Below are 21,547 nucleotides of genomic sequence, written 5' to 3' on the forward strand. Positions count from 1 at the left end.
CCCTGGAACGCACCCCCCGCGCCATCGCAAAATCGCAGGGCGGACAGCGATCGGGGTTGGAAAGCATGCGGGCCTCGGCTTATGGAAAGGCATGACCGCATCCACTCACCTGCCGCCCATTCTTGTCGTCACCACCGGCGGCACGATCGACAAACAGTATTTCGACGCCTTGAGCGAATACCAGATCGTCGAAAGCGTGATCGGCAAGCTGTTGGAGACCGCGCGGGTCGCCCACCCTTTCCGCATCGTCGAACTGCTGCGCAAGGATAGTCTTGAGCTGACGGACGAGGATCGCGCGCTGATCGCCGGCACCATTGCCGAAGCGCCGGAAACGCTGGTGGTCGTCACCCACGGCACCGACACCATGACTGAGACGGCGAAATCCCTGGCGGCCATCGATGGCAAGACCATCGTTCTCGTCGGTGCGCTTGCTCCGGCGCGCTTTGCCGAGAGCGACGCGGCGTTCAATCTGGGCATGGCCTTTGCCGCCTGCCAAGCCGCCGACCCCGGCGTCTGGATTACCATGAGCGGTTCGGTGTTTAACGGATTGAAGGTTCGCAAGGATCGCGAAGCGGGAAAGTTTCTTCCGCTTTAACTACTACAATCGTTGATATTGGCTACGTCTAGGGATGCTTCCCTATGCTCGGCTTTCGTCATCGCTAACTCTGCAGCCTTAATCGTTTGGGTTAACAGGTGCCTACCGCCAGCTTTCATGCTCGGTCCATGGCCCTACCCAAGGAGGCAGGACAGGCGATGCTGGCGACCCCGATCACGAGCGACATTCACGCCCCGCTCGTCCATGCGCCGATCGGGGCGATGGTGGTGGAGCGCACCGGCGTCATCACCTGGGCCAACGCGGTGTGCGCCACAGTGCTGGCCGAACCGGAGCCGCAGTCGCTGCGGCTCGGCCTTGTCTTTGTCTGGTTCGGGGAACAGGATGCCGAAACGCTGCGCCAGATGTTCGACGTGTTTTTCGGCGCTCCGCCGGAGCAGCGCGATGCCTGGACCCGCCGCTTCGTTCTTCACGCCGCCGACGGATCACGCCCGGCGGTGTCGCTCACGCTGACGCCGATCCCGGGAGAGGATGGCAACCGGGCGATCGTCTACATCCGCAACACCACCCGCGAAGTGACGGCGGAGCGGCGTTTTTCGCAGATGTTCGAATCGCTGCCGCTCGGTCTGGTCGTGGTGGACGGGAAGGGCCGCATCGCTCAGGCCAACCGAATGCTGGCCAGCCAGTTTGGCTGGGGCGTCGAGGATATGATTGGCCAGCCGCTCGACATGCTGCTGCCGGAACGCTTTCGCGATGCGCATGTCCAGCAGGTCGGCGATTACAGCGCGGCTCCTGAAGCAAGGCGGATGGCGGCGGGGCGCGACCTGACCGGGCTGCATCGGTCGGGCCGTGAATTTCCGGTGGAAGTGGCGCTGACCCGCTTCGAAAGTCCGGGTCAGCCGCTGTTCATGGCGATCGTCAGCGATATCACGCACCGCAAGCGGTCAGAAACCGCGCTCCAGCAGACGAATGCCCAGCTGGAAGAGTTCACCTACGTCGCCAGCCACGACCTGCGTTCGCCCCTGCGCGGGATCGACGATCTGGTCAGCTGGATCCGCGAGGATCTGGACGAAGCGCTGGGCGAGGGCACCCTTCCGGCCAGCGTCACGCACAATTTCGATCGGATCACCCATCGCATCGCCCGGTGTGAGCAGATGATCGACGACTTGCTCAGCTATGCCCGCGCAGGCGTGCGCGATCCCAAGCTCCACCAGATAGACCCCCGCGAGCTGGTCGAGGAAGCGATGGCGATGACCATGATCCCCGATGGTTTCGCCGTGGACGTGAACATCGTCGGCAGCCAGATCATGGCGCCGCGCGCCCCGCTGTCTACATCGCTGCGCAACCTCATCGCCAATGCCGTAAAGCACCATGGTGGCGGGTCAGGGCACATCCGCATCTCCATGCGCGAGGAAGGCCGCTTCTCGATCTTCACGGTGGAGGATGACGGGCAGGGCATTTCACCCGGAAATGAGGAGCGCATTTTCAAGCTGTTCCACCGCGCGTCCCCCGGCACCGAGGGCGACGGAGTGGGCCTGGCCTTCACTCGCCGCATGATCAACGCCCACGGCGGCATGGTCACCGTTCAAGGCAAGGGACCGCTCGGCGGGGCGAAGTTCGAGGTCCACTGGCCACGCATCATGCTGAGAGAGAACGACGATGATTGACGAGCCCCGGGTTTCGCTGTCCGAAGCGGCCATGCCTGCGGTGCAATCCGGCTGCACGGTCCTGCTGGTGGATGACGACGACGTGGCGGTCGAAGGCGTGCTGCGCAGCTTCCGCAAGCACGAAGTGCCGTGCCGCACCGTCACTGCCGGGGATGGGTCCGAGGCGCTGGCAATCCTAGAGGGCAGGCACCCTGCCAAGCGCGTCGATACGCCAGTCATCGTGCTGCTCGACCTCAACATGCCGGGCATGGATGGATTTCAGTTCCTCGACGCCGTGCGGGCAGACCCGGCGCTGCGGCGCACGGTGATCTTCGTCCTTTCGACCTCATCTCGCGACCAGGACCGGTGCCGCGCTTACGATGCGCATGTCGCCGGCTACATGGTCAAGTCCGCAGTCGGCCCGCAATTTGCGCGGCTGGCGGAATTCATCGGCAAGTATGCCCGTACGCAGGAGCTGCCCTGACCATGTATTCGTACCGCACCCTCAGCCCCGCACCCACGCCCGCAAACAGTCCCGCGTTGGACGCCTACAACGATGGTGAGCAGACCATCCATGCATTGATCGTCGACGATGACGATGTCGATCGCGAGAAGCTGATGCGCATGCTCGACAGCGGACCGTACGACATCACCGCCGATCAGGCTTGCTCCCATGCCGAGGCTCTGCGCCTGATCAGCCAGCCGGGCGCCCATTACGACATCGTATTCCTCGATTTCGACCTTGCCGATGGTGACGGGCGCGATCTGTTGCCCGCGATTCGCAGTCAGATCGATGAAGATTGCCCGATCATTGCCGTCACCGGCAACGTGGACGAGAAGATCGCGGCAGATTCCATCAAGTCGGGCATGACGGAATACCTGACCAAGCGCTCGCTCTCCCCTGAACGGGTCGCGGCGTCGGTGGAGGAAGGGATGGCGTGGCGCGAATATCGCCAGACCCAGCGCCGCATGGAAGAGGAACTGACTCACCGTTCGCTCCACGATCCGCTGACCGATCTGCCCAACCGCACGCTGTTTTCCGATCGCCTGGGCCAGGCCTGCGCCCGCGCCCGGCGCAGCGGCGATCCGTTTGCGGTGGTGATGATCGACCTTAATCGCTTCAAGGAGATCAACGACAGCTTCGGCCATGCTGCGGGCGACGTGGTGCTCGTCACCATTGGTCGGCGGCTGCGCGAACACTTGCGGGAGGTGGATACGATCGCGCGGCTGGGCGGTGACGAGTTCGCGGTGCTGCTCCAGAACGTCGATGGTGATGAATCGGCAATGGCGGTCGCCACCAAGCTAACCGAGATGATCGAACAGCCGATCTTCCAGGGCGGCCGGATGCTGCATGTCGGCGCGTCGCTCGGCATCGCTCTTTGCCCACTGCTGGGCTTTTCGCCGGATGCCTTGCTCGCCGCTGCGGATGACGCGATGTACGAAGCCAAGCGCGGGATCGACAACGCGGTGATCGCGCGGGGCGACGATACCGTTCCGGCTCATGTACTGGATCAGGGCGGCATGCTGCGCGACATCGAGCGGGCCATCGCCGAGCGGGAGCTTGACTGGCACTGGCAGCCCAAGGTCGACATGCGCGATGGCACCGTCCAGGGCTTTGAGGCACTGGTCCGCTGGACGCACGCCAAAGATGGTCCGATTCCCGCGGACGTGCTGATCGATACCATCGAGCAGTCGCACCTGCTGGAGGCCTTCACGTATCTCAGCCTCGACAAAGTGCTCGGCCAGTATGCCGCGCTTCAGCACGCACTGGGCGAGGCTGCCATCTGCATCAACGTGTCCGCCCGGATGCTGGAGCGGCCCGGCTTCGTCGGCCATGTCGTGGACACGACGGCGCGGCACGGCGTCGATCCCTCGCGCGTCATGCTGGAACTGACCGAGACGGCGCTGATCGCCAACCCCGGACAGGCGCGACGGGTGATCGAGCAGCTGCATGACCACAAGATATCGCTGGCGATCGACGATTTCGGCGCCGGTTTCACGTCGTTTGGGTATTTGCGCGAATTCGCGGTGAGCGAGATCAAGATCGACCGCTCCTTTATCGCCCGCTTCACCGAGAGCCGGTTCGATCAGTCGCTCGTCCATTCGCTGGTCGTGTTGTGCGAAAGCCTGGGCATCCCGCTTGTCGCGGAAGGGGTGGAGGACCCGGAAACGCAGGCGATGCTGGTGGCGATGGGCTGCACGTGCGGTCAGGGCTACGGCATCTGCCGCCCGATGGCCTACGCCGATGTGCGCGGCTGGCTGCAAGCCTGGAACGCTGACCACCTGCCTGAACGCCTGAGCGCCTGACGGTCACACGGCAATCGCTCTTCGGCGATCAACCGCGGGTTTTTGCGAGCCGACCGATCGCGAAGCGCACTTCACGTTCGCCATAAGGCTTGGTGACGACCGGAACTCCACCGAATTCGCCGCTCTGCAACGAGCGCTCGCCGTAGCCGCTGGCGAAGATGAACGGAATGCCGCGTTCTTTGAGCTTCTTGGCTACCGGTTCGCTGGTGTCCTTGCCAAGATTGACGTCGAGCATGGCGAAACTGACTTTGGCGGTGGATACCACCTTCATGGCGCTTTCCACCGATCCCGCCACGCGGCAATCCGCAAAGCCGAAGCCGCGCAGGACATCCTCCGCCTCCATGGCGATGATCACATTGTCCTCAACGATAAGGGCAACGCCATCCTTGAGGTGAGCGGCGAATTCATCGGGCTTGGGCGGCTCGGCCGGCAAGCTGGTGGCGCGCGATCCCGGCTTTTCGAAACTGGCGATGTGATCGGCGGGGATCAGGAACTCGGCGTGGAGGCCTTCCGCCTCAAAAGCAACGGCGGCAGTTCCGCTCAATTCATGAGGGATCGTGCGTTCGATGATGGTGGACCCGAACCCGCGCCGGGTGGGCGCCACAACCGGTGGCCCGCCTTCCTCCTGCCAGTCCATCGCCAATGATCCGTCCTCGGCGCGATCGAGCGTCACGTGGATAAATCCGCGCGAATCCGACAGCGCGCCGTACTTGCAAGAATTGGTCATCAGTTCGTGGACGACGAGCGCCAGCGTAGTGAAGGCACCCGGTGCGATCAGTGCGTCCGGTCCGTTGATCACCACCCGGTCCAGACTGTGGCTGGCGTAGGCCGCCGTTTCGGTGCGGATCAGATCGTAGAGCGACGACGGCGACCAGTCGACCTGCGTCACTTGATCGTGGGCGCGGGCCAGAGCATGGATGCGGCTGCCGACGATCTCGGCAAACTCGTCGATCGTCTTGGCGCCTTCCTTGCTCTGCGTGACGAGACCGCGGATCAGGTTGAGGATGTTGCGCACGCGGTGGTTCAGTTCCGCGATCAGCATGTCCTGCTGGGCGCTGGCCTTCTCCCGCTCGGTATAGACGACGTCGGCCATGCGCAGCACGACCTCCAGCAGCGTTACGCGCAACGCTTCGGAAGCGCTGACCTCTTCCTCGGTCCACGGCAAGGAAAAGCCCCGCCGCTCTTCCTTCCAGATCTCGAAGCTCTTGCGCGGAGTCAGGCGCGGGCCATTCGGCCCCAGTTCCGTCGTCTTTTCGGGATTGCCCGCCCATTTCAGTTCGCGAACATGCTCCTTACGGAAAAGGACTATATAATCGCGCGGTGAACGACTTACGGGAAGGGCAAGGAGACCAGCGGCCTTGTCCAGCCATTCGCTAGCGGGCGCATGCACCGAAGCGATGCGATCCGTCGACCACACGGTGCTCGCACCGGCGGTATTCAAGAAGCGAGACAATGCCAGAAACTGCGTCTCGTTCGGTGTCGAGCCTTGGGCCACGAAACGACCATCGACAAAGCCCACGGCCCCGTCGAACGGAATTACATGACCAATCGAGTCCGTGAATTCGTCAAACGCTTCGAGCAGCGAGCTGCCACCTGCCACCCGAGCCATGATTTCGTCATGAACGCGCAGCGACTGGGCGCGGCGTTCCATCGAAAAGTCGGTTTCCTTCTGCTCCAGAAGATAGGCGAAAAACTCGCCGAACAGCTCCGACGCGGTACGCACGGAATAGGAAAGGACCAGCGGCGAATAGTGGTGGCAGGCCATCAGGCCCCACAACTTGCCGCGCCGCATGATCGACACGGACATCGACGCCTTGACGCCCATGTTGCGCAAGTATTCGATGTGGATCGGAGAAACCGCGCGCAGGCCGGACATCGAAAGGTCCAGCGGATCGCCGTTAGGCCCGACATTGGGCACGATCGGCACGGTCGGATCATCGACGTTGGAAATGATCCGCAGCATGTTGCGGGTATAGAGCCGCCGTGCCTGTGCCGGAATGTCGGACGCCGGAAAATGCTGTCCCCGGAAACTCTCGATCGTGCCGTTGAGGCTTTCGGCGATGACCGTGCCGGCGCCGTCACCTTCGAACCGATAGACCATTACGCGGTCGAAACCGGTCAGGCCGCGCAAGTGGCGGGCGGCGCTGTTGCACAGTTGCTCGATCGAGGCGGACGTGCGCAGGCGGTCTATCATCGGGCGGACGTAAGAAGCGTAATCGCGCCGCTTGCTGCTGTCGTGCGGCTCGATCTCAAGGATGAACGATCGGCCCGAGGGGTGGACGGCAACGTCGAACACCCGGCCGTCGCCCAGCAGATCGATGTCGAAAATGCGCTCCACCGCATTGCCCGTGCCCAGGATCTGCAACCGGGTGCGCAGATCGTGGAGAGCTTCGGGAGCGATGTACTCCGTCGCCGAATGGCCGATCAGATCCTGCGGATCGCAGCCGAACAGCGTCTCACAGTTGAGCGAGATGTGGTTGATGATCCAGTCGCTGGAAAAAGAGAGCAGCCAGCCGAAACTCTGGATACGGCCTATGATGTGGATAGGCTCAAGGTCGCAGGTGGACAGATCGACCATAGGTGCGGCCAATCCATCAACCATGGATGGGCTGCCTGACGATCCCTGCAGACGCGAACGCCTGGGCAAACAAGTCAAACGTGGCGTTGGCGGCGGCGATCGTGGCTTTTGCGTCCGCTGGTTCGTAGGTTCGGGTGCGAAGGGTGGGGACGAGTGCTTTCCACGCTTCGTGGCCGCGACCGTCGGTCATGTAGGCGGAGCGGAACCCCTCGGCCTCACCCCAGTATCCCTGCTGGCGGATCATCACCAGACCCAGGCGGGAACCGCAGACCACATAGGCAATGCCGGCTTCACTCGCAGTTCCGGTGTCAGCCAGCGCGGGGGAGGGCTGCACGGCGGGAAGCGTTGCGGGATCGACGCCCAATGCCGTCAGGTCGGCATGCAGCATCGCGGGATAGTCCGGGCAATCAAGACCCAGTCTGTCTTCGACGAATCGCCTGAATGCCGGAAAGATGGGTCCGATTCCTACGGCGTGGGCACTCAGGAAGCGGGCAAGATCATCGCGCTGGATCAATGCCAGGGAACCAAAGGAGGCGTCCAGACGCTGATGCGCAGGACCCGTCTCCTCACGCAGAAGGCTCAACATATCAGGAAGTAAGGGCGTTCCAACGTCAGCTTGCATGGTGGTCCGGTACTAACACATTCAGGGCATGATAAAGCGCGCCCTTTGGAAGCGCCCGTATCCCGGAACACACGGTCGCCCGGAATGTTCCTCAGTAACACAGTAGCAGGTCCGTGCGAACCCGTCTGTTCACTTATGGCCGGTTCGCACTGGAACCGGGGGGCATTGCGCGGGTTGTCTTCCCATTGGCCCGTTCCCAGGAGCCGCCCGAGGACTATGGCATGAGTACGATCCCGCAGAGTGGTCAGGTATCCGCCGCCGCGATCGCCGGCAGCGACCTGCTGTCCGCACTGCGGCAGGACGATCTTGCCCTGCTAGAACCGCGTCTGGGCGAATGTCGCCTCAAGTCGGGAGAGACGATCTATAGCCCCGGCGACAATGTGGAGTATTGCTACTTCCCGACCGAAGGCGCGATCAGTTCCTATTTCGTGGAAATGGACGACGGGATGGAGGTGGAAACGATCCTGATCGGCCGCGAAGGCGCGCTGGGGGGGATCGTCAGTCATGGTTCGCTGCCATCCTACGCTCGCGCCAACGTCCTCCATGCCGGGACCTTCCTGCGTATTTCCATCCGCGACCTCGACGCGGCGAAGGAAAAGTCGCCGGCGATCATGCACCTGTTCGCACGCTATGCCGATTGCGTGATGGCGCAGGTTTTCCAGTCGATAGCCTGCAACGCGGTGCACACCATAGAACAGCGCGCAGCCAAGTGGCTGTCCGCCGCCGTCGATCGCATCGGGCGCAACGATGTGACGATGACCCAGGAACAGCTGGCGTCGATGATGGGCATCGGTCGCAGCTATGCCAGCCGGGTCCTGCAGCGATTCAAGCGCGACGGCATGGTCCGCACGCGTCGCGGCGGCATCGAAGTCACGGATCGCATGGCGTTGAAAGAGCGCGCCTGCAGCTGCAACGATCAGGTCCAAGGCCATTTCCAGCGCGTGCTGGGCGGAGTATATCCCCAGGAACACTGATCCTGCCGAACCGCTGACCTGAAGCGCGAAATTTGCGTGTTGCGACCGGCCGGTGCTGGCTGCCGTCGTACGATGGTCAGAAATACGCCATCGTTCCGACACCCAAATTGCGCTTTGTTGTCATGATCTGCCCCTAGCAGTCGCCCCGCGACCAACAGAAGGGGCGACGCCATGACCGATACCAATTCCCTAACCCCCTATACGGACGGGGAAGTAGACACCAACGACTCCACCCGTCCCACCCTCGAAAGCCTGGCTGCCCAGCGGTTCTCGCGTCGCCAGACGATGATGCGCGGCGCCGGTGCGACGACGATGGCCTTCATGGGCACCAGTCTGCTCGCCGCCTGTGGTGACGACGACGGCAGCACCGGCGGCCCCGGCAGCGTTACGGTTTCGGCCGGTGACAATGTGGCCACCAGCACCGGACGCCTCGTGACGCTCACCGGTTCGACCAGCGGCGCGATCAGCGGCACCGTCGCTCCGCGCTGGACCCAGACCAGCGGCCCGCAGGTCGAACTGACGGGTACCGGCAACGTCGTGACCTTCATCGCTCCGGCCGTCGCCGCCGCGACCGACCTTGCCTTCACGTTCACGGCGACCACTGCCTATGGCGAAACCCGTACCGCGACCACGACGGTTCGCGTGTCGGCCGCCGTGCTCGGCTTCACCGCCGTCGCCCACAGCCTGGCCGACGTCGTTGTCGTGCCGGAAGGTTACTCGGTTACGGTGATGACCCGCCTTGGCGATCCGCTGACTGCCGCGACATCGGCCTACAAGAACGATGGCACCGACGGCGATTTCGGCAATCGCGTTGGCGACCACCACGACGCGCTTGCCTGGTTCGGCCTGTCCGCTTCCGGTACGGTCGATGCCAACAGCTCGACCCGTGGCCTCATGGTTCAGAATCATGAGAACATCACGCAGAAGTACCTGCATGCCGCTGCTCCTTCGACCGGCACACGTCTGGAATCGGAAGTCGTCAAGGAGATGGAGTGCCACGGCGTTTCCGTCGTCGAGTTTGCTGATGCCGGCAATCGCAAGTGGGGCTACGTCCAGAACAGCACGTTCAACCGCCGCATCACGCCGTTCACCGAAATGGCCTTCACCGGCCCGGCCGCCGGTTCGGCCATGCTGCAAACCGCATTCTCGCCCAACGGCACGCGCGGTCGCGGCACGATCAACAACTGCGCCAACGGCGTGACCGGCTGGCACACCAACCTCACGTGCGAGGAAAACTACGCTGGTTACTTCCGCCGTGACACGACCGACGATGCCCTGCGCACGCCACGCGAACTGGCATCGCTGCGCCGCAATGGCGTGACGAGCCGTACGGGAAGCTACGGCTGGTCGCGCACGGCCACCTCGAACAGCGCCATCAACCGCTGGAACGCGACGATCCAGGCTGCCAACACCGCCGCCACCAGCGACTATCGCAACGAGATGAACCAGTTCGGCTGGGTAGTTGAAATCGATCCTTACGATCGCAACTCGATGCCCCGCAAGCGCACCGCGCTTGGACGCTTCGGCCACGAAGGTGCGTTCGTTCGCGTGACGCCGAACCAGAAGGTCGGCTTCTACATGGGCGACGATTCGGGCGGCGAGTACTTCTACAAGTTCGTGTCGGCAGCCACGTGGAACCCGGCGGACGCCAATTCCACCAGCCGTCTGGCGATGGGCGACAAGTACATGGACACCGGCATTCTCTATGTCGCGGTGTTCAACGCAGACGGCACCGGTCAATGGAAGCCGCTGGTATACGGCCAGGTTCCGGCTCGTGCGCCCAGCACCACCTATCCCGATGGCTATACCTTCGCGGACCAGGCGGACATCTGCGTCAACACCCGCTTTGCCGGTGACGCGGTTGGCGCCACCCCGATGGACCGTCCGGAATGGACGACGGGCAACCCGGTGACGGGTGAGATCTACCTCACGCTGACCAACAACAGCGGTCGCACCGCCGCCACCACCAACGCCCCGAACCCGCGTTCGTACTCCGATCCGGGCGCCGGCAGCGGCAACCCCAACGGCCACATCGTGCGTATCCGCGAAGATGGCGACAACACCGATGCCAAGACGTTCAAGTGGGACATCTACTTGTTCGGCGTCGACTCCACCGACTATCCGGCGACTGCCACCAACGTGAACGTCTCTGGCCTGACCGTCGCCAACGACTTCTCCAGCCCGGACGGCGCGTTCTTCGCCCGCTCGACCAACCCCAGCGGCCAGGTGAAGCCGCTGCTCTGGATCGAGACCGACGATGGCGCGATGACCGATCGCACCAACTGCATGCTGCTCGCAGCAATCCCCGGCAGCGTGGGCGACGGCGGCGCGGTGACGATCAACAATGGCGCCAGCAGCCAGGGCACGATCGTAGGCACGAAGGCGACGTCGGCCAACCTGCGCCGCTTCCTGGTCGGCCCGATCGACTGTGAGATCACCGGCATCGACACGACACCGGATGGCCGCACGATGTTCGTCGGCATCCAGCACCCGGGCGATGGCGGCACGATCGCTGCTCCTGCCGGTCACTGGCCGGACACGCAGGCAACCGGCACTGCCGGCGCCACCGTGCGTCCGCGCTCGGCCCTGATCGCCATCACCAAGAACGATGGCGGCGTTATCGGCCTCTAAACGATACGGTGGCTGACGGGTTCGCCGTCAGCCACCATGAGGACGAGGGAAGGGGGTGCCGTACGGTGCCCCCTTTCCTGTTGTGGGGGAGAGGGGCCTGCCGAGAGAGGAACCGGCGCGGTCGGCCGGGCGTTTGAACGGCAACAGACGCGCGCCTTTCGCATTCGCGTCATGCTCACGAGGTCATCCATGAAAACAACACTCGCGGCGCTGGCGTTGGCCGCCACTTCTCTCACTCTCGGCGGCTGTGCGACTGGCGGTTACGGTTATGGCGGCGTCTCGAGCGGCTGGGGTACGCCCCTGGCCTATGACGGATGGTATGACGGGTACTACGGCCCGATCCATGACGGGTACTGGGGCCGCGACAATTACTTCTACTATCGCGGATCGGATCGCGACCGCCGCTTCCGTCGGGCGGATCGCGGCCACTTCTCGCGCGATGCTCCCCGCGACATCCAGCGGTACCGTCAACACCGTGGCGAGTTCCGGCCCGAGCGGGGAATGCGCATGCCGCAGTGGGGCGGCGGGCGGTACGGTGGCCGGGGCGATGGTCCCCGTGGCTCCGGACGCGGTCGCCGCTGACAAACGAACCCCCGGCCTGCTCGCGCAGACCGGGGGTTTCGCTACTGCCAGTCCTTACAGTCCGTCGAGGCCCTTGCTGACCAGGACGTTCACCGAAACGCGGCGGTTCTGCGCCTTGCCTTCGGGGGTGTCATTGCTGGCCGTCGGGTCTGCGGCAGCCATGCCGGTCGGCGTCAGCATGCGGTAGGGCTTCCACTTGCACATCTGCTGCAGGTAGTTGACCACGCGCGACGCACGCTGTTCGCTCAGGCGCTGGTTCACGTCTTCGCTACCCGTGGAGTCGGTGTAGCCTACGACCAGCAGCAGCGCGTTGTCCATGCCTTCGGCCTTGGTCGCCAGTGCGCAGAGATCAGCCTTGCCCTGTTCGGACAGCTTCGACTTGCCGGTGTCGAAGTTGACGTTGACGGTTTCCTTGACGTTGTACTTGTCGATGTCGCCCATGCGGCTGCGCAGCGCGTCGGTGGCGGCGGTCTGTTCGTTGAAGCGCTGGTCGGTGCCGTTGTGGATCATCGTCGCCGTCTTGAGATCCTTGCTCTTCATGTCGATCTTGGTGGCGACAAGGTCACCGCCCTGCTGCACCGTGTCCACCGACACCGGCAGGCCGTTCAAAAGCGAGGCTGCGGCGAGGCGGCTCTTGCTGAGGCTGAGGAAACCGCCGCTGGCGGTGATCTTGGTGGCGTCTGTGATGGTGACGACCGTCTTGGTGCCGTCTTCTGCCGTGACCTGCATCCGCGCGCCGCTGCGGGCAGAGATGATGCCTTCGATGTTCGGCCCCTTGACCGCCGGACCTGCGGGCGTCGTGTCGGAAACGGTGACGTTGGCGCCTTCCTGGTCCTGAGCGGAGACGCTTCCCGCCGCGCCACCCGCCATCATCGCGGCGATCAACAGAACCTTCGGGCTACTGGACATGACACTCATTGCGATACTCCTTCAAACTCGACCTACAGGGGCCCACAAGACAGGGGCGACCCTGCGCCACCCCCCTCCGCTGACGCCGTGTCGCGCCGTCAGCCCCCTATGAAACCTTCATCGACCGAGGCGGCTCCCGGCCGCGCTCGATCAGTTGGGATGGCCTGCGTGTTAAGCTGAACATTGCGGGCACATGAACGCCCTTGCGGACTCGGCGCGATCTGCCGCTCATTTGAGCGCGTCGTGCGATGAACTGATATGGGAAGCATTGCGTTGGTGTTGCTGCCAACCGGTTTCGCTGGGTGCAACGTCCTCGCCAGCGGCCGCCGCTTCGGCTGCCTCGCGTTCCTGACGAGCCTTGACTTCGAGGCGCAGCGCTTCCAGCTTTTTCCAGATCGCCGCGCGCACGTCGTCCAGCGATCGTTCGTCGCCCTGGATGTGCTTGCGTATCCGCTCGTAGACGGGAGAGCCGGGCTGTGGATCGCGCTCCTCCTCCCGGCCATAGCGGTGAGAGGCGCGGTGGCGCAGCAGGAACATCATCAGCGCGGTATCGTGGCGGGTATAGGTCGTGACGACCTGGCCCATGCTGACAACCGGGCGTTCCTCGCCCATGATCGCGCGTTCCAGCGCGCAGTCCTCCAGCCGCATCATTCCCCGGTCGATCGCCTTGTCCCACGCGGCGGAGAACCCTTCCGCGCCCTTGCGATGCCGCAGCTTGTAGAGTGCCTCCAGACTGGCGCCGACATGGCGCGCCGCCTGCGTGACGATCCCCGTCGCGGCGAGCGCGGCGACGAACGCGCGCTGGCGGTCCGGCGTGATCGAGTTGCGCCGGGGAGCCGCGTGGACATAGGGCGCAAAGCCCAGCAGCGGATCGTCCTCCGCCACCGGCTCTTCGAAGAAAGCGGCGCGCGAGGTCCGGTGCGACGGCTTGACGGCAAGACACGCCACCGCCCCCGTCGCCTCCACGGCAGGAGGCGGCCCGCCATCCCCGGACAGAGGCGAGGCGTCGGCCAGGGCATCGGGCGACGGGGCGGCGTACGGATGGTAGAGATCGGATCGCGACATGAGGCAGGTCACTCCAGACAGATGGAAGGGACGTTCCCGATGGCGGATCTATTTATGTCAAAGCGGGGTCTGTAGGAAAATGGTTTTGCGGATGGCTCATGCTGTACTTGATCGAGTGGCGTATGTGGTGGGGAAGTAACCGCTAGTTAGCTATCAATTTCACTAGAACGATCAGTGCCACCGAAATGCAGCCACCACTTCCTTATTCGCTTCCAAATTATCAATTCATGGCTGTTTTCGCACGCTCACCTTTAAGTGACGCGGTCACAATGCCAACGGCATTGCAGTCAGCAACGGGCGAAAGCTGCCATTTCGTTCAAAAACGGTTTAACCGACGGGTTGCATTAACGCTCTGTTACCATTTTTCCTTGATCCAGACGTGTCTAAACAAGGGGGAACCATGTACGCAATACTAGCTTCTGTGGCCTCGCTCGCCACTATTGGTAGCCCGCCAGCATCCGCGCAGCCCGCATCTAGCCAGCCGCCAAAAGTTGTAGACGCAAAGCCTACCCTGCCTGCTCCGACATTGACGGTGATGGTATCCCCGTCGGCCGGATATCTCCCTTCGTGGTGTCCATCAACTATCGTCGACGGGGCGAGATTCGTATGTACTTCGCCCAGCGATCCAAGCGATCTCAGCGATCTTTCTCCGCCCCCGATTGAAACTCCAGCAGTTGCGAAGGGCGCTTATCTTGCGAATGGTGCTTATGAAGTGGCTCTGCAATTAGGAAGCGAATTGGTTTGGAAGGGTGAGATGCACATTGCGAACTCTGGTTACGCCGCATCCATTTCCCAAAATCGAACCGATACTTACTCGTGTCAGCCGGAAGCTCCCGGAGAGCGTAGCTTCCAGGTTATCAACACCAGCTTTAACATTCGTCTCAGTGGGCAGCGGGAAAGCAAATTGCTCTCTATTACCACTGAGGTCACGCGCCCATTTAGTGATGACTTGTCGGCAAACCCGGCCTGCGCCAATGGCGAAGCCGGCACCAAGACTGTCCGCTTTCAGACTCAGGTGAGGCCTCCTGCTAGCAAACCTGTCGTCATTCACGGCGACGGTCGATTGACCCTGACGATCGCTCGCGCGAGAGACTGAGGTGAGCGGGCGGGGCGCGCCCGTAAGTCCCTTGCCCTGTTCTCATCCCTTGACCCTCGCCCCCCAATCCCCTACAGGCCCGCATCCCTCGCGGGTCTGCTCGCGGTGGACGATATAGAGCTGAACATTGCCGGTCCGGCAGTTTTCCGCAAGGCAGCGGCGGTTTTCCGCCACGGCTGGCTAGCCGGGAAACGCGTTCCTTCTACTGATTTCGGGTAACCGAATCGGGCAGACGGGCGGTCGGGCGGCAGAGTAATCCGGTTGCGCTTTCGTGCCGGGTGGAGTGTTTTTCGGCTCACGCAGGTGGAAACGCCTTGCCTCCATGGTCTTCCGGGTATTCCCGGACGGCGGGAGGGCAGGGCCTTTTTGGCATTCGCGTGAACCCGTTGCACTCTTCCCTTCCCGAACGCCCGCCGGCCCGGTGACCAAAGCCGGGGTGCGATGGGTCCGCGCCGATTTGTTCGGCTCGGCGCGCATCCATCGCACTCCCATTTGAAAGAAGAGTATAGATGCCCACTATCAACCAGCTGATCCGCAAGGGTCGCGAACCGCAGAAGGCCAAGTCCAAGGTTCCTGCGATGGAGCAGAACCCGCAGAAGCGCGGCGTTTGCACCCGCGTGTACACGACCACCCCGAAGAAGCCGAACTCGGCGCTTCGCAAGGTCGCCAAGGTCCGCCTGACCAACAGCCGCGAAGTCATCTCGTACATCCCGGGTGAAGGACACAACCTGCAGGAGCACTCGGTCGTGCTCATCCGCGGCGGCCGCGTCCGCGATCTTCCCGGCGTTCGCTACCACATCCTGCGCGGCGTGCTCGACACCCAGGGCGTCAAGGATCGCAAGCAGAGCCGTTCGAAGTACGGCGCCAAGCGTCCCAAGTGAGCTGGTGGCGGCCTGAAAGGGCTGCAACGGTATCGAATTCACCGGCCGGTGATGCTCACGCTCCCGCCCGAAAGAACAAGGAATATCAACGATGTCACGTCGTCGTCGTCCCGAGAAGCGGGAAATCCTGCCCGATCCCAAGTTCGGGGATCTCATCCTGTCCAAGTTCATGAACAACCTCATGTACGACGGCAAGAAGTCGGTCGCCGAGCAGATCGTCTATGGCGCCATGGAAACCATGGAAACCCGCGCAAAGACCGATCCGGTCCAGCTGTTCCACGATGCGCTGAACAACGTGAAGCCGCAGATCGAAGTGCGTTCGCGCCGCGTTGGTGGTGCGACCTACCAGGTCCCCGTCGAAGTGCGCCCCGAGCGTTCGCAGGCTCTCGCCATCCGCTGGCTGATCGGCGCGGCTCGCAACCGTCCCGAAACCACGATGGCCGCGCGTCTTTCGGGCGAACTGCTCGATGCCGCCAACAACCGTGGCAACGCGGTCAAGAAGCGCGAAGACACGCACCGCATGGCGGACGCGAACCGCGCCTTCTCGCACTACCGCTGGTAATGTGATGGTGGCGCCGGGGTGGCCCTTAACGGTCATCCGGGCGTCACACTTTTATTTCAGGGCGCGCAGGTCTATCTGAAGGCCGCCTCCGCTCCTGCAAACCCTCGCTAAGGATTCTTCCCATGGCACGCAGCCATCCGCTCAATATGTACCGTAACATCGGTATTATGGCGCACATCGACGCCGGCAAGACCACGACGACCGAGCGTATCCTCTACTACACCGGCAAGTCCTACAAGATCGGCGAAGTGCACGACGGCGCCGCGACCATGGACTGGATGGAGCAGGAGCAGGAACGCGGCATCACCATCACGTCGGCAGCGACCACCTGTTTCTGGACCTCCGAAGGCCAGGAATACCGCATCAACATCATCGACACCCCGGGCCACGTGGACTTCACCATCGAAGTCGAACGCTCGCTCCGCGTGCTCGACGGCGCGGTCGCCTGCTTCGACGGCGTCGCGGGTGTGGAACCGCAGTCCGAAACCGTCTGGCGCCAGGCCGACAAGTACGGCGTCCCGCGCATGTGCTTCATCAACAAACTCGACCGCACCGGCGCCAACTTCAAGTACTGCGTACAGTCGATCATCGACCGCCTCGGTGCGACGCCTGCAGTGCTCTACATTCCGATCGGCCTCGAAGCCGACCTGAAGGGCCTCGTCGATCTCGTCCACAACCGCGCCATCGTCTGGAAGGACGAATCGCTCGGCGCCGAGTTCTTCTACGAAGAAATCCCGGCCGACCTGGCCGACGAAGCTGCCGAATACCGCACAAAGCTCATCGAACTCGCCGTCGAGCAGGACGACGAGGCGATGGAAGCGTACCTCGAAGGCAACGAGCCTGACGTCGACACCCTGAAGAAGCTGATCCGCAAGGGCACGCTGGGTCACGCGTTCGTTCCGGTCGTCTGCGGTTCGGCGTTCAAGAACAAGGGGGTGCAGCCTCTGCTGGACGCCGTTGTCGACTACCTGCCTTCGCCGCTCGACATCGAAGACGTGCAGGGCGTCAAGGTCGACTCCGACGAGCCGGACAGCCGTCCTCCCGAAGACAACGCTCCGTTCTCGGCGCTCGCCTTTAAGGTTATGAACGATCCGTTCGTCGGCTCGCTCACCTTTATCCGCATCTACTCGGGTACGCTCACCAAGGGCACCTACCTGAACTCGGTGAAGGGCAAGAAGGAGAAGGTCGGCCGCATTCTCGAAATGCACGCCAACGATCGTAAGGACATCGACGAGTCGTTCGCGGGCGACATCGTTGCGCTCGCCGGCATGAAGGAAACCACCACGGGCGACACGCTCTGCGCCGAACGTGCGCCGATCGTTCTCGAGCGTATGGAATTCCCCGAGCCGGTCATCGAGCTGTCCGTGGAACCGAAGACCAAGGCCGACCAGGAGAAGATGGGCGTTGCGCTCAACCGTCTCTCGGCTGAGGATCCCTCGTTCCGCGTGTCGACCGATCACGAATCCGGCCAGACCATCATCAAGGGCATGGGCGAACTTCACCTGGATATCATCGTCGACCGCATGCGTCGCGAGTTCAAGGTCGAAGCCAACGTCGGTGCACCGCAGGTGGCCTACCGTGAATACCTCGGCAAGCCGGTCGACGTTGACTACACTCATAAGAAGCAGTCGGGTGGTACCGGTCAGTTCGGCCGCGTGAAGGTCAAGGTCACGCCGGGCGAGCGCGGTTCGGGCATCACCTTCAAGGACGAGATCAAGGGCGGTAACATTCCGAAGGAATATATCCCCGCGATCGAAAAGGGCATGCGCGAAACCGCTGCCTCGGGCTCGCTGGTCGGCTTCCCGATCATCGACTTCGACATCGTCCTGTATGACGGTTCGTACCACGACGTCGACTCGAGCGCGCTGGCGTTCGAAATCGCCGGTCGTGCAGCGATGCGCGAAGTGGCACAGAAGGCAGGCATCAAGCTGCTCGAGCCGATCATGAAGGTCGAAGTCGTGACCCCGGAAGAGTTCATGGGTGACGTCATCGGCGATCTCAACTCGCGTCGTGGTCAGATCCAGGGCACCGACAGCCGTGGCAACGCCCAGGTGGTCGACGCCAACGTGCCGCTCGCCAACATGTTCGGCTACGTGAACTCGCTGCGTTCCTTCACTCAGGGCCGCGCGAACTACTCGATGCAGTTCTCTCACTATGACGAAGTCCCGGCGAACGTCGCGGCTGAGGTCAAGGAGAAGCTGGCCTGACGGCCAAGAATGCTTGCCTGAAGAAACGAATGGTTCTAGGGGCGGCGCCTGCGTCCGCGGGCTCCGCTCCGATAACCCGCAGATTCGAAATCAAGACGAAAGAAGGTTTGAAAGATGGCCAAGGCTAAATTTGAGCGGAACAAGCCGCACTGCAACATCGGCACCATCGGTCACGTTGACCATGGCAAGACCACGCTGACCGCCGCGATCACCAAGGTGATGGCTGAGGCATTCGGCGGCACCGCCGTTGACTTCGCCAACATCGACAAGGCTCCCGAAGAGCGCGAGCGCGGCATCACCATCTCCACCGCGCACGTCGAGTACGAGACCGACGCGCGTCACTACGCCCACGTCGACTGCCCGGGCCACGCCGACTATGTGAAGAACATGATCACCGGCGCTGCTCAGATGGACGGCGCGATCTTGGTGGTGAACGCCGCTGACGGCCCGATGCCGCAGACCCGCGAGCACATCCTGCTCGCTCGCCAGGTTGGCGTGCCGCAGCTCGTCGTGTTCATGAACAAGGTTGACCAGGTCGATGACGCCGAGCTGCTCGAGCTCGTCGAACTCGAAGTTCGCGAACTGCTCTCGTCGTATGACTTCGACGGCGACAACATTCCGATCATCATGGGTTCGGCTCTCGCCGCTCTTGAAGGTCGCGATGACAACATCGGCAAGGAAAAGATCCTCGAGCTGATGAAGGCGGTTGACGACTACATCCCGCAGCCGCCGCGTCCGACCGACAAGTCGTTCCTGATGCCTGTGGAAGACGTGTTCTCGATCTCGGGTCGTGGTACGGTTGTGACCGGCCGCGTTGAGACCGGCATCGTCAAGGTTGGTGAGGAAGTCGAAGTCGTCGGCATCCGCAACACCCAGAAGACCGTCGTCACCGGCGTCGAAATGTTCCGCAAGCTGCTCGATCAGGGTGAAGCTGGCGACAACATCGGCGCGCTGGTTCGTGGTCTGAAGCGTGAAGACGTTGAGCGTGGCCAGGTTCTCGCCAAGCCGGGCACCGTTACCCCGCACACCGAGTTCGACGCAGAAGTCTACGTTCTGTCGAAGGAAGAGGGTGGCCGTCACACGCCGTTCTTCGCCAACTACCGTCCGCAGTTCTACTTCCGCACCACCGACGTAACCGGCGAAGTGATCCTCCCTGAGGGCACCGAGATGGTTATGCCTGGCGACAACGTGACCATCAGCGTCAAGCTGATCGCTCCGATCGCCATGGACGATGGCCTGCGCTTCGCTATCCGCGAAGGCGGTCGCACCGTCGGTTCGGGCGTGGTTGCCAAGATCACGAAGTAATTCGCTGATCTGAAGCTACGGCTACAGTGATTGGCCTGGTCCTTCGGAAGAGGGGCCGGGCCTTTCGCGTTTAGCGGCGGTGAACAGCATTTTCGAAGGCACCGTAGAATCTCTGCAATACCCCTTGATCGACTCGCCCCTGCCGTGTAGGGGCGCATCTCGAATTTAAGAGGGCTTCGGCCCATTGGCTCTTTCTCATCGGTAGTAGGTAATGGAAGCTCAGAACATTCGCATTCGCCTCAAGGCGTTTGACCACCGCGTTCTCGACCAGGCGACTGGCGAAATCGCAGATACAGCCCGCCGCACCGGCGCGCTCATTCGGGGCCCCATTCCGCTGCCGACGAAGATCGAGAAGTTCACGGTCAACCGCGGTCCGCACATCGACAAGAAGTCGCGTGAGCAGTTCGAGGTCCGCACTTACAAGCGCCTGCTCGACATTGTGCAGCCCAACGCTGCAACGGTCGACGCGCTGATGAAGCTGGACCTCGCGGCCGGCGTGAACGTTGAGATCAAGCTGGCCTGATCCGGCTTAGCGAGGCGGTTGAACAGACCGCCTCGAATGTCTTTTCCGATCGGACATTAAACGATCGAGGCGAAATTTGGATCTTCGGATCTGATTGTCCTTGTCGATCACCATGATCGACTTTGCGGGGAGAAACCCGCAGAGACAGCGCCCCGGCGGGAAACCGAAGGGGACACAAGGGATACCTCCGCTGCCGCCTTAGTGCGGTGCCGGGAATGCGTCCCCCGTCTCGCTTCCGCCGATTGTTTATCGGCAGGGAGCACCTGACCCGGACGGGGTTCGTATCACAACAGGGTTGGACACGCGTGTGAGGGATGGTCCCGTGCACGCCTCTGTAAGGAGTAAGGTCATGCGTACCGGCGTGATCGCCAAGAAAGTCGGGATGACCCGCCTGTTCCAGGAGGACGGTCGCCATGTGCCCGTCACTGTCCTGGCCCTGGAAGGCTGCCAGGTGGTTTCTGTTCGCACCACGGATCGTGACGGCTACGTTGCCGTCCAGCTCGGTGCAGGCGAAGCCAAGCAGAAGAACGTCGCCAAGCCGCAGCGCGAGCATTTCGCCAAGGCTGAAGTTTCCCTCAAGATGCGCCTCGCGGAATTCCGCGTCGCCGACGACGCCCTCCTCGAGGTCGGCTCGACGATCGCTGCCTCGCACTTCGTGCCGGGCCAGCTGGTCGATGTGGGCGGCCACACCCAGGGCAAGGGCTTCCAGGGTGCTATGAAGCGCTGGGGCTTCGGCGGTATGCGTGCCACCCACGGTGTGTCGATTTCGCACCGTGCACACGGTTCGACGGGTAACCGCCAGGATCCGGGCAAGGTCTTCAAGAACAAGAAGATGGCCGGTCACATGGGCGATCGCCAGCGCACGCAGCAGAACCTCGAAATCGTCCGCGTGGATGATGAGCGTGGCCTGATCTTCGTGAAGGGTTCGGTCCCTGGCTCGAAGAATGCCTGGCTCACAGTGTCGGACGCCGTCAAGGTTGCCCGTCACGCCGAGGCTCCGTACCCGGCCGGTATCAAGTCGGCTGCAAACACCAATGATACGGCCGCTGCCGACACGCCTGCTGAAACGGCGGCGCCTGAAGCGACCGAAAGCCAGGAGGGCTAAT

18 protein-coding genes are annotated in these 21,547 nt (G+C 62.7%); 14 read left to right on the plus strand and 4 right to left on the minus strand.

Annotated elements, in window-relative coordinates; all coding sequences use genetic code 11:
* Nucleotides 1-91 precede the first annotated feature (91 nt).
* From ACZ1JM_RS16950 to ACZ1JM_RS16965, 4 genes are all read left to right on the plus strand, one after another.
* A complete protein-coding gene (locus ACZ1JM_RS16950) occupies nt 92-595 on the plus strand; it encodes an asparaginase domain-containing protein (RefSeq protein WP_465133520.1) in 504 nt (167 codons plus the stop codon).
* 128 nt (nt 596-723) lie between these two features.
* A complete protein-coding gene (locus tag ACZ1JM_RS16955) occupies nt 724-2,220 on the plus strand; it encodes a sensor histidine kinase (protein WP_465133521.1) in 1,497 nt (498 codons plus the stop codon).
* Nucleotides 2,213-2,683, plus strand: a complete 471-nt coding sequence (locus ACZ1JM_RS16960; protein ID WP_465133522.1) for a response regulator — start codon at nt 2,213-2,215, stop codon at nt 2,681-2,683. Before ACZ1JM_RS16955 ends, ACZ1JM_RS16960 begins: the two co-directional genes overlap by 8 nt.
* 2 nt (nt 2,684-2,685) lie before the next feature.
* Complete coding sequence (locus tag ACZ1JM_RS16965) at nt 2,686-4,506, plus strand: EAL domain-containing response regulator (RefSeq protein ID WP_465133523.1); 1,821 nt, start codon at nt 2,686-2,688, stop codon at nt 4,504-4,506.
* Nucleotides 4,507-4,534: 28 nt separating this feature from the next.
* On the opposite strand, the gene ACZ1JM_RS16970 is transcribed toward ACZ1JM_RS16965, so the two are convergent.
* Both ACZ1JM_RS16970 and ACZ1JM_RS16975 read right to left on the minus strand, forming a co-directional pair.
* The gene (locus ACZ1JM_RS16970) at nt 4,535-7,108 is read right to left on the minus strand and encodes an HWE histidine kinase domain-containing protein (RefSeq protein ID WP_465133524.1); all 2,574 of its coding nucleotides are present in this window, start codon (nt 7,106-7,108) and stop codon (nt 4,535-4,537) included.
* Nucleotides 7,101-7,670, minus strand: a complete 570-nt coding sequence (locus tag ACZ1JM_RS16975; RefSeq protein WP_465133525.1) for a biliverdin-producing heme oxygenase — start codon at nt 7,668-7,670, stop codon at nt 7,101-7,103. The genes ACZ1JM_RS16970 and ACZ1JM_RS16975 overlap by 8 nt, the downstream gene beginning before the upstream one ends.
* A gap of 257 nt (nt 7,671-7,927) precedes the next feature.
* Between ACZ1JM_RS16975 and ACZ1JM_RS16980 the strand changes: the two genes are divergently transcribed.
* The 3 genes from ACZ1JM_RS16980 (at nt 7,928) to ACZ1JM_RS16990 (ending at nt 11,893) form a co-directional block, all read left to right on the plus strand.
* Nucleotides 7,928-8,680, plus strand: a complete 753-nt coding sequence (locus ACZ1JM_RS16980) for a Crp/Fnr family transcriptional regulator (RefSeq protein ID WP_465133526.1) — start codon at nt 7,928-7,930, stop codon at nt 8,678-8,680.
* 171 nt (nt 8,681-8,851) lie between these two features.
* Nucleotides 8,852-11,311, plus strand: coding sequence for a PhoX family protein (locus tag ACZ1JM_RS16985; RefSeq protein ID WP_465133527.1), 2,460 nt, complete (start codon nt 8,852-8,854; stop codon nt 11,309-11,311).
* A gap of 189 nt (nt 11,312-11,500) precedes the next feature.
* On the plus strand, nt 11,501-11,893 hold the full coding sequence (locus ACZ1JM_RS16990) for a hypothetical protein (protein ID WP_465133528.1): 393 nt from the start codon (nt 11,501-11,503) through the stop codon (nt 11,891-11,893).
* A 54-nt stretch (nt 11,894-11,947) separates the two neighbouring features.
* Here the strand turns inward: ACZ1JM_RS16990 and ACZ1JM_RS16995 are convergent, their stop codons facing one another.
* Nucleotides 11,948-12,811 carry an OmpA family protein gene (locus tag ACZ1JM_RS16995; RefSeq protein ID WP_465133529.1) on the minus strand — a complete coding sequence of 288 codons (864 nt, stop codon included), beginning with the start codon at nt 12,809-12,811 and terminating at the stop codon, nt 11,948-11,950.
* A gap of 219 nt (nt 12,812-13,030) precedes the next feature.
* Nucleotides 13,031-13,867 carry a hypothetical protein gene (locus tag ACZ1JM_RS17000; protein WP_465133530.1) on the minus strand — a complete coding sequence of 279 codons (837 nt, stop codon included), beginning with the start codon at nt 13,865-13,867 and terminating at the stop codon, nt 13,031-13,033.
* Nucleotides 13,868-14,393: 526 nt separating this feature from the next.
* Here ACZ1JM_RS17000 and ACZ1JM_RS17005 point away from each other — a divergent pair.
* The 7 genes from ACZ1JM_RS17005 to rplC all read left to right on the plus strand — a co-directional run bounded on the left by ACZ1JM_RS17005 (nt 14,394) and on the right by rplC (nt 21,546).
* Nucleotides 14,394-14,963, plus strand: a complete 570-nt coding sequence (locus ACZ1JM_RS17005; RefSeq protein ID WP_465133531.1) for a hypothetical protein — start codon at nt 14,394-14,396, stop codon at nt 14,961-14,963.
* 509 nt (nt 14,964-15,472) lie between these two features.
* Complete coding sequence (gene rpsL / locus ACZ1JM_RS17010; RefSeq protein ID WP_007682177.1) at nt 15,473-15,844, plus strand: 30S ribosomal protein S12; 372 nt, start codon at nt 15,473-15,475, stop codon at nt 15,842-15,844.
* A gap of 91 nt (nt 15,845-15,935) precedes the next feature.
* On the plus strand, nt 15,936-16,406 hold the full coding sequence (gene rpsG, locus ACZ1JM_RS17015) for a 30S ribosomal protein S7 (RefSeq protein ID WP_404482273.1): 471 nt from the start codon (nt 15,936-15,938) through the stop codon (nt 16,404-16,406).
* 122 nt (nt 16,407-16,528) lie between these two features.
* Nucleotides 16,529-18,613 (plus strand): elongation factor G, encoded by a 2,085-nt coding sequence (gene fusA / locus ACZ1JM_RS17020; protein WP_465133532.1) that lies wholly within the window; start codon nt 16,529-16,531, stop codon nt 18,611-18,613.
* A gap of 114 nt (nt 18,614-18,727) precedes the next feature.
* Complete coding sequence (tuf, locus tag ACZ1JM_RS17025; protein ID WP_465133533.1) at nt 18,728-19,918, plus strand: elongation factor Tu; 1,191 nt, start codon at nt 18,728-18,730, stop codon at nt 19,916-19,918.
* 211 nt (nt 19,919-20,129) lie between these two features.
* Entirely contained in the window at nt 20,130-20,441 is a 312-nt protein-coding gene (rpsJ, locus tag ACZ1JM_RS17030; protein ID WP_007011873.1) for a 30S ribosomal protein S10, read from the plus strand.
* A 349-nt stretch (nt 20,442-20,790) separates the two neighbouring features.
* Nucleotides 20,791-21,546, plus strand: a complete 756-nt coding sequence (gene rplC, locus ACZ1JM_RS17035; RefSeq protein ID WP_465133534.1) for a 50S ribosomal protein L3 — start codon at nt 20,791-20,793, stop codon at nt 21,544-21,546.
* The last annotated feature ends 1 nt before the right edge of the window (nt 21,547 follow it).

This window comes from Novosphingobium sp. BL-S-24 (assembly GCF_055521575.1).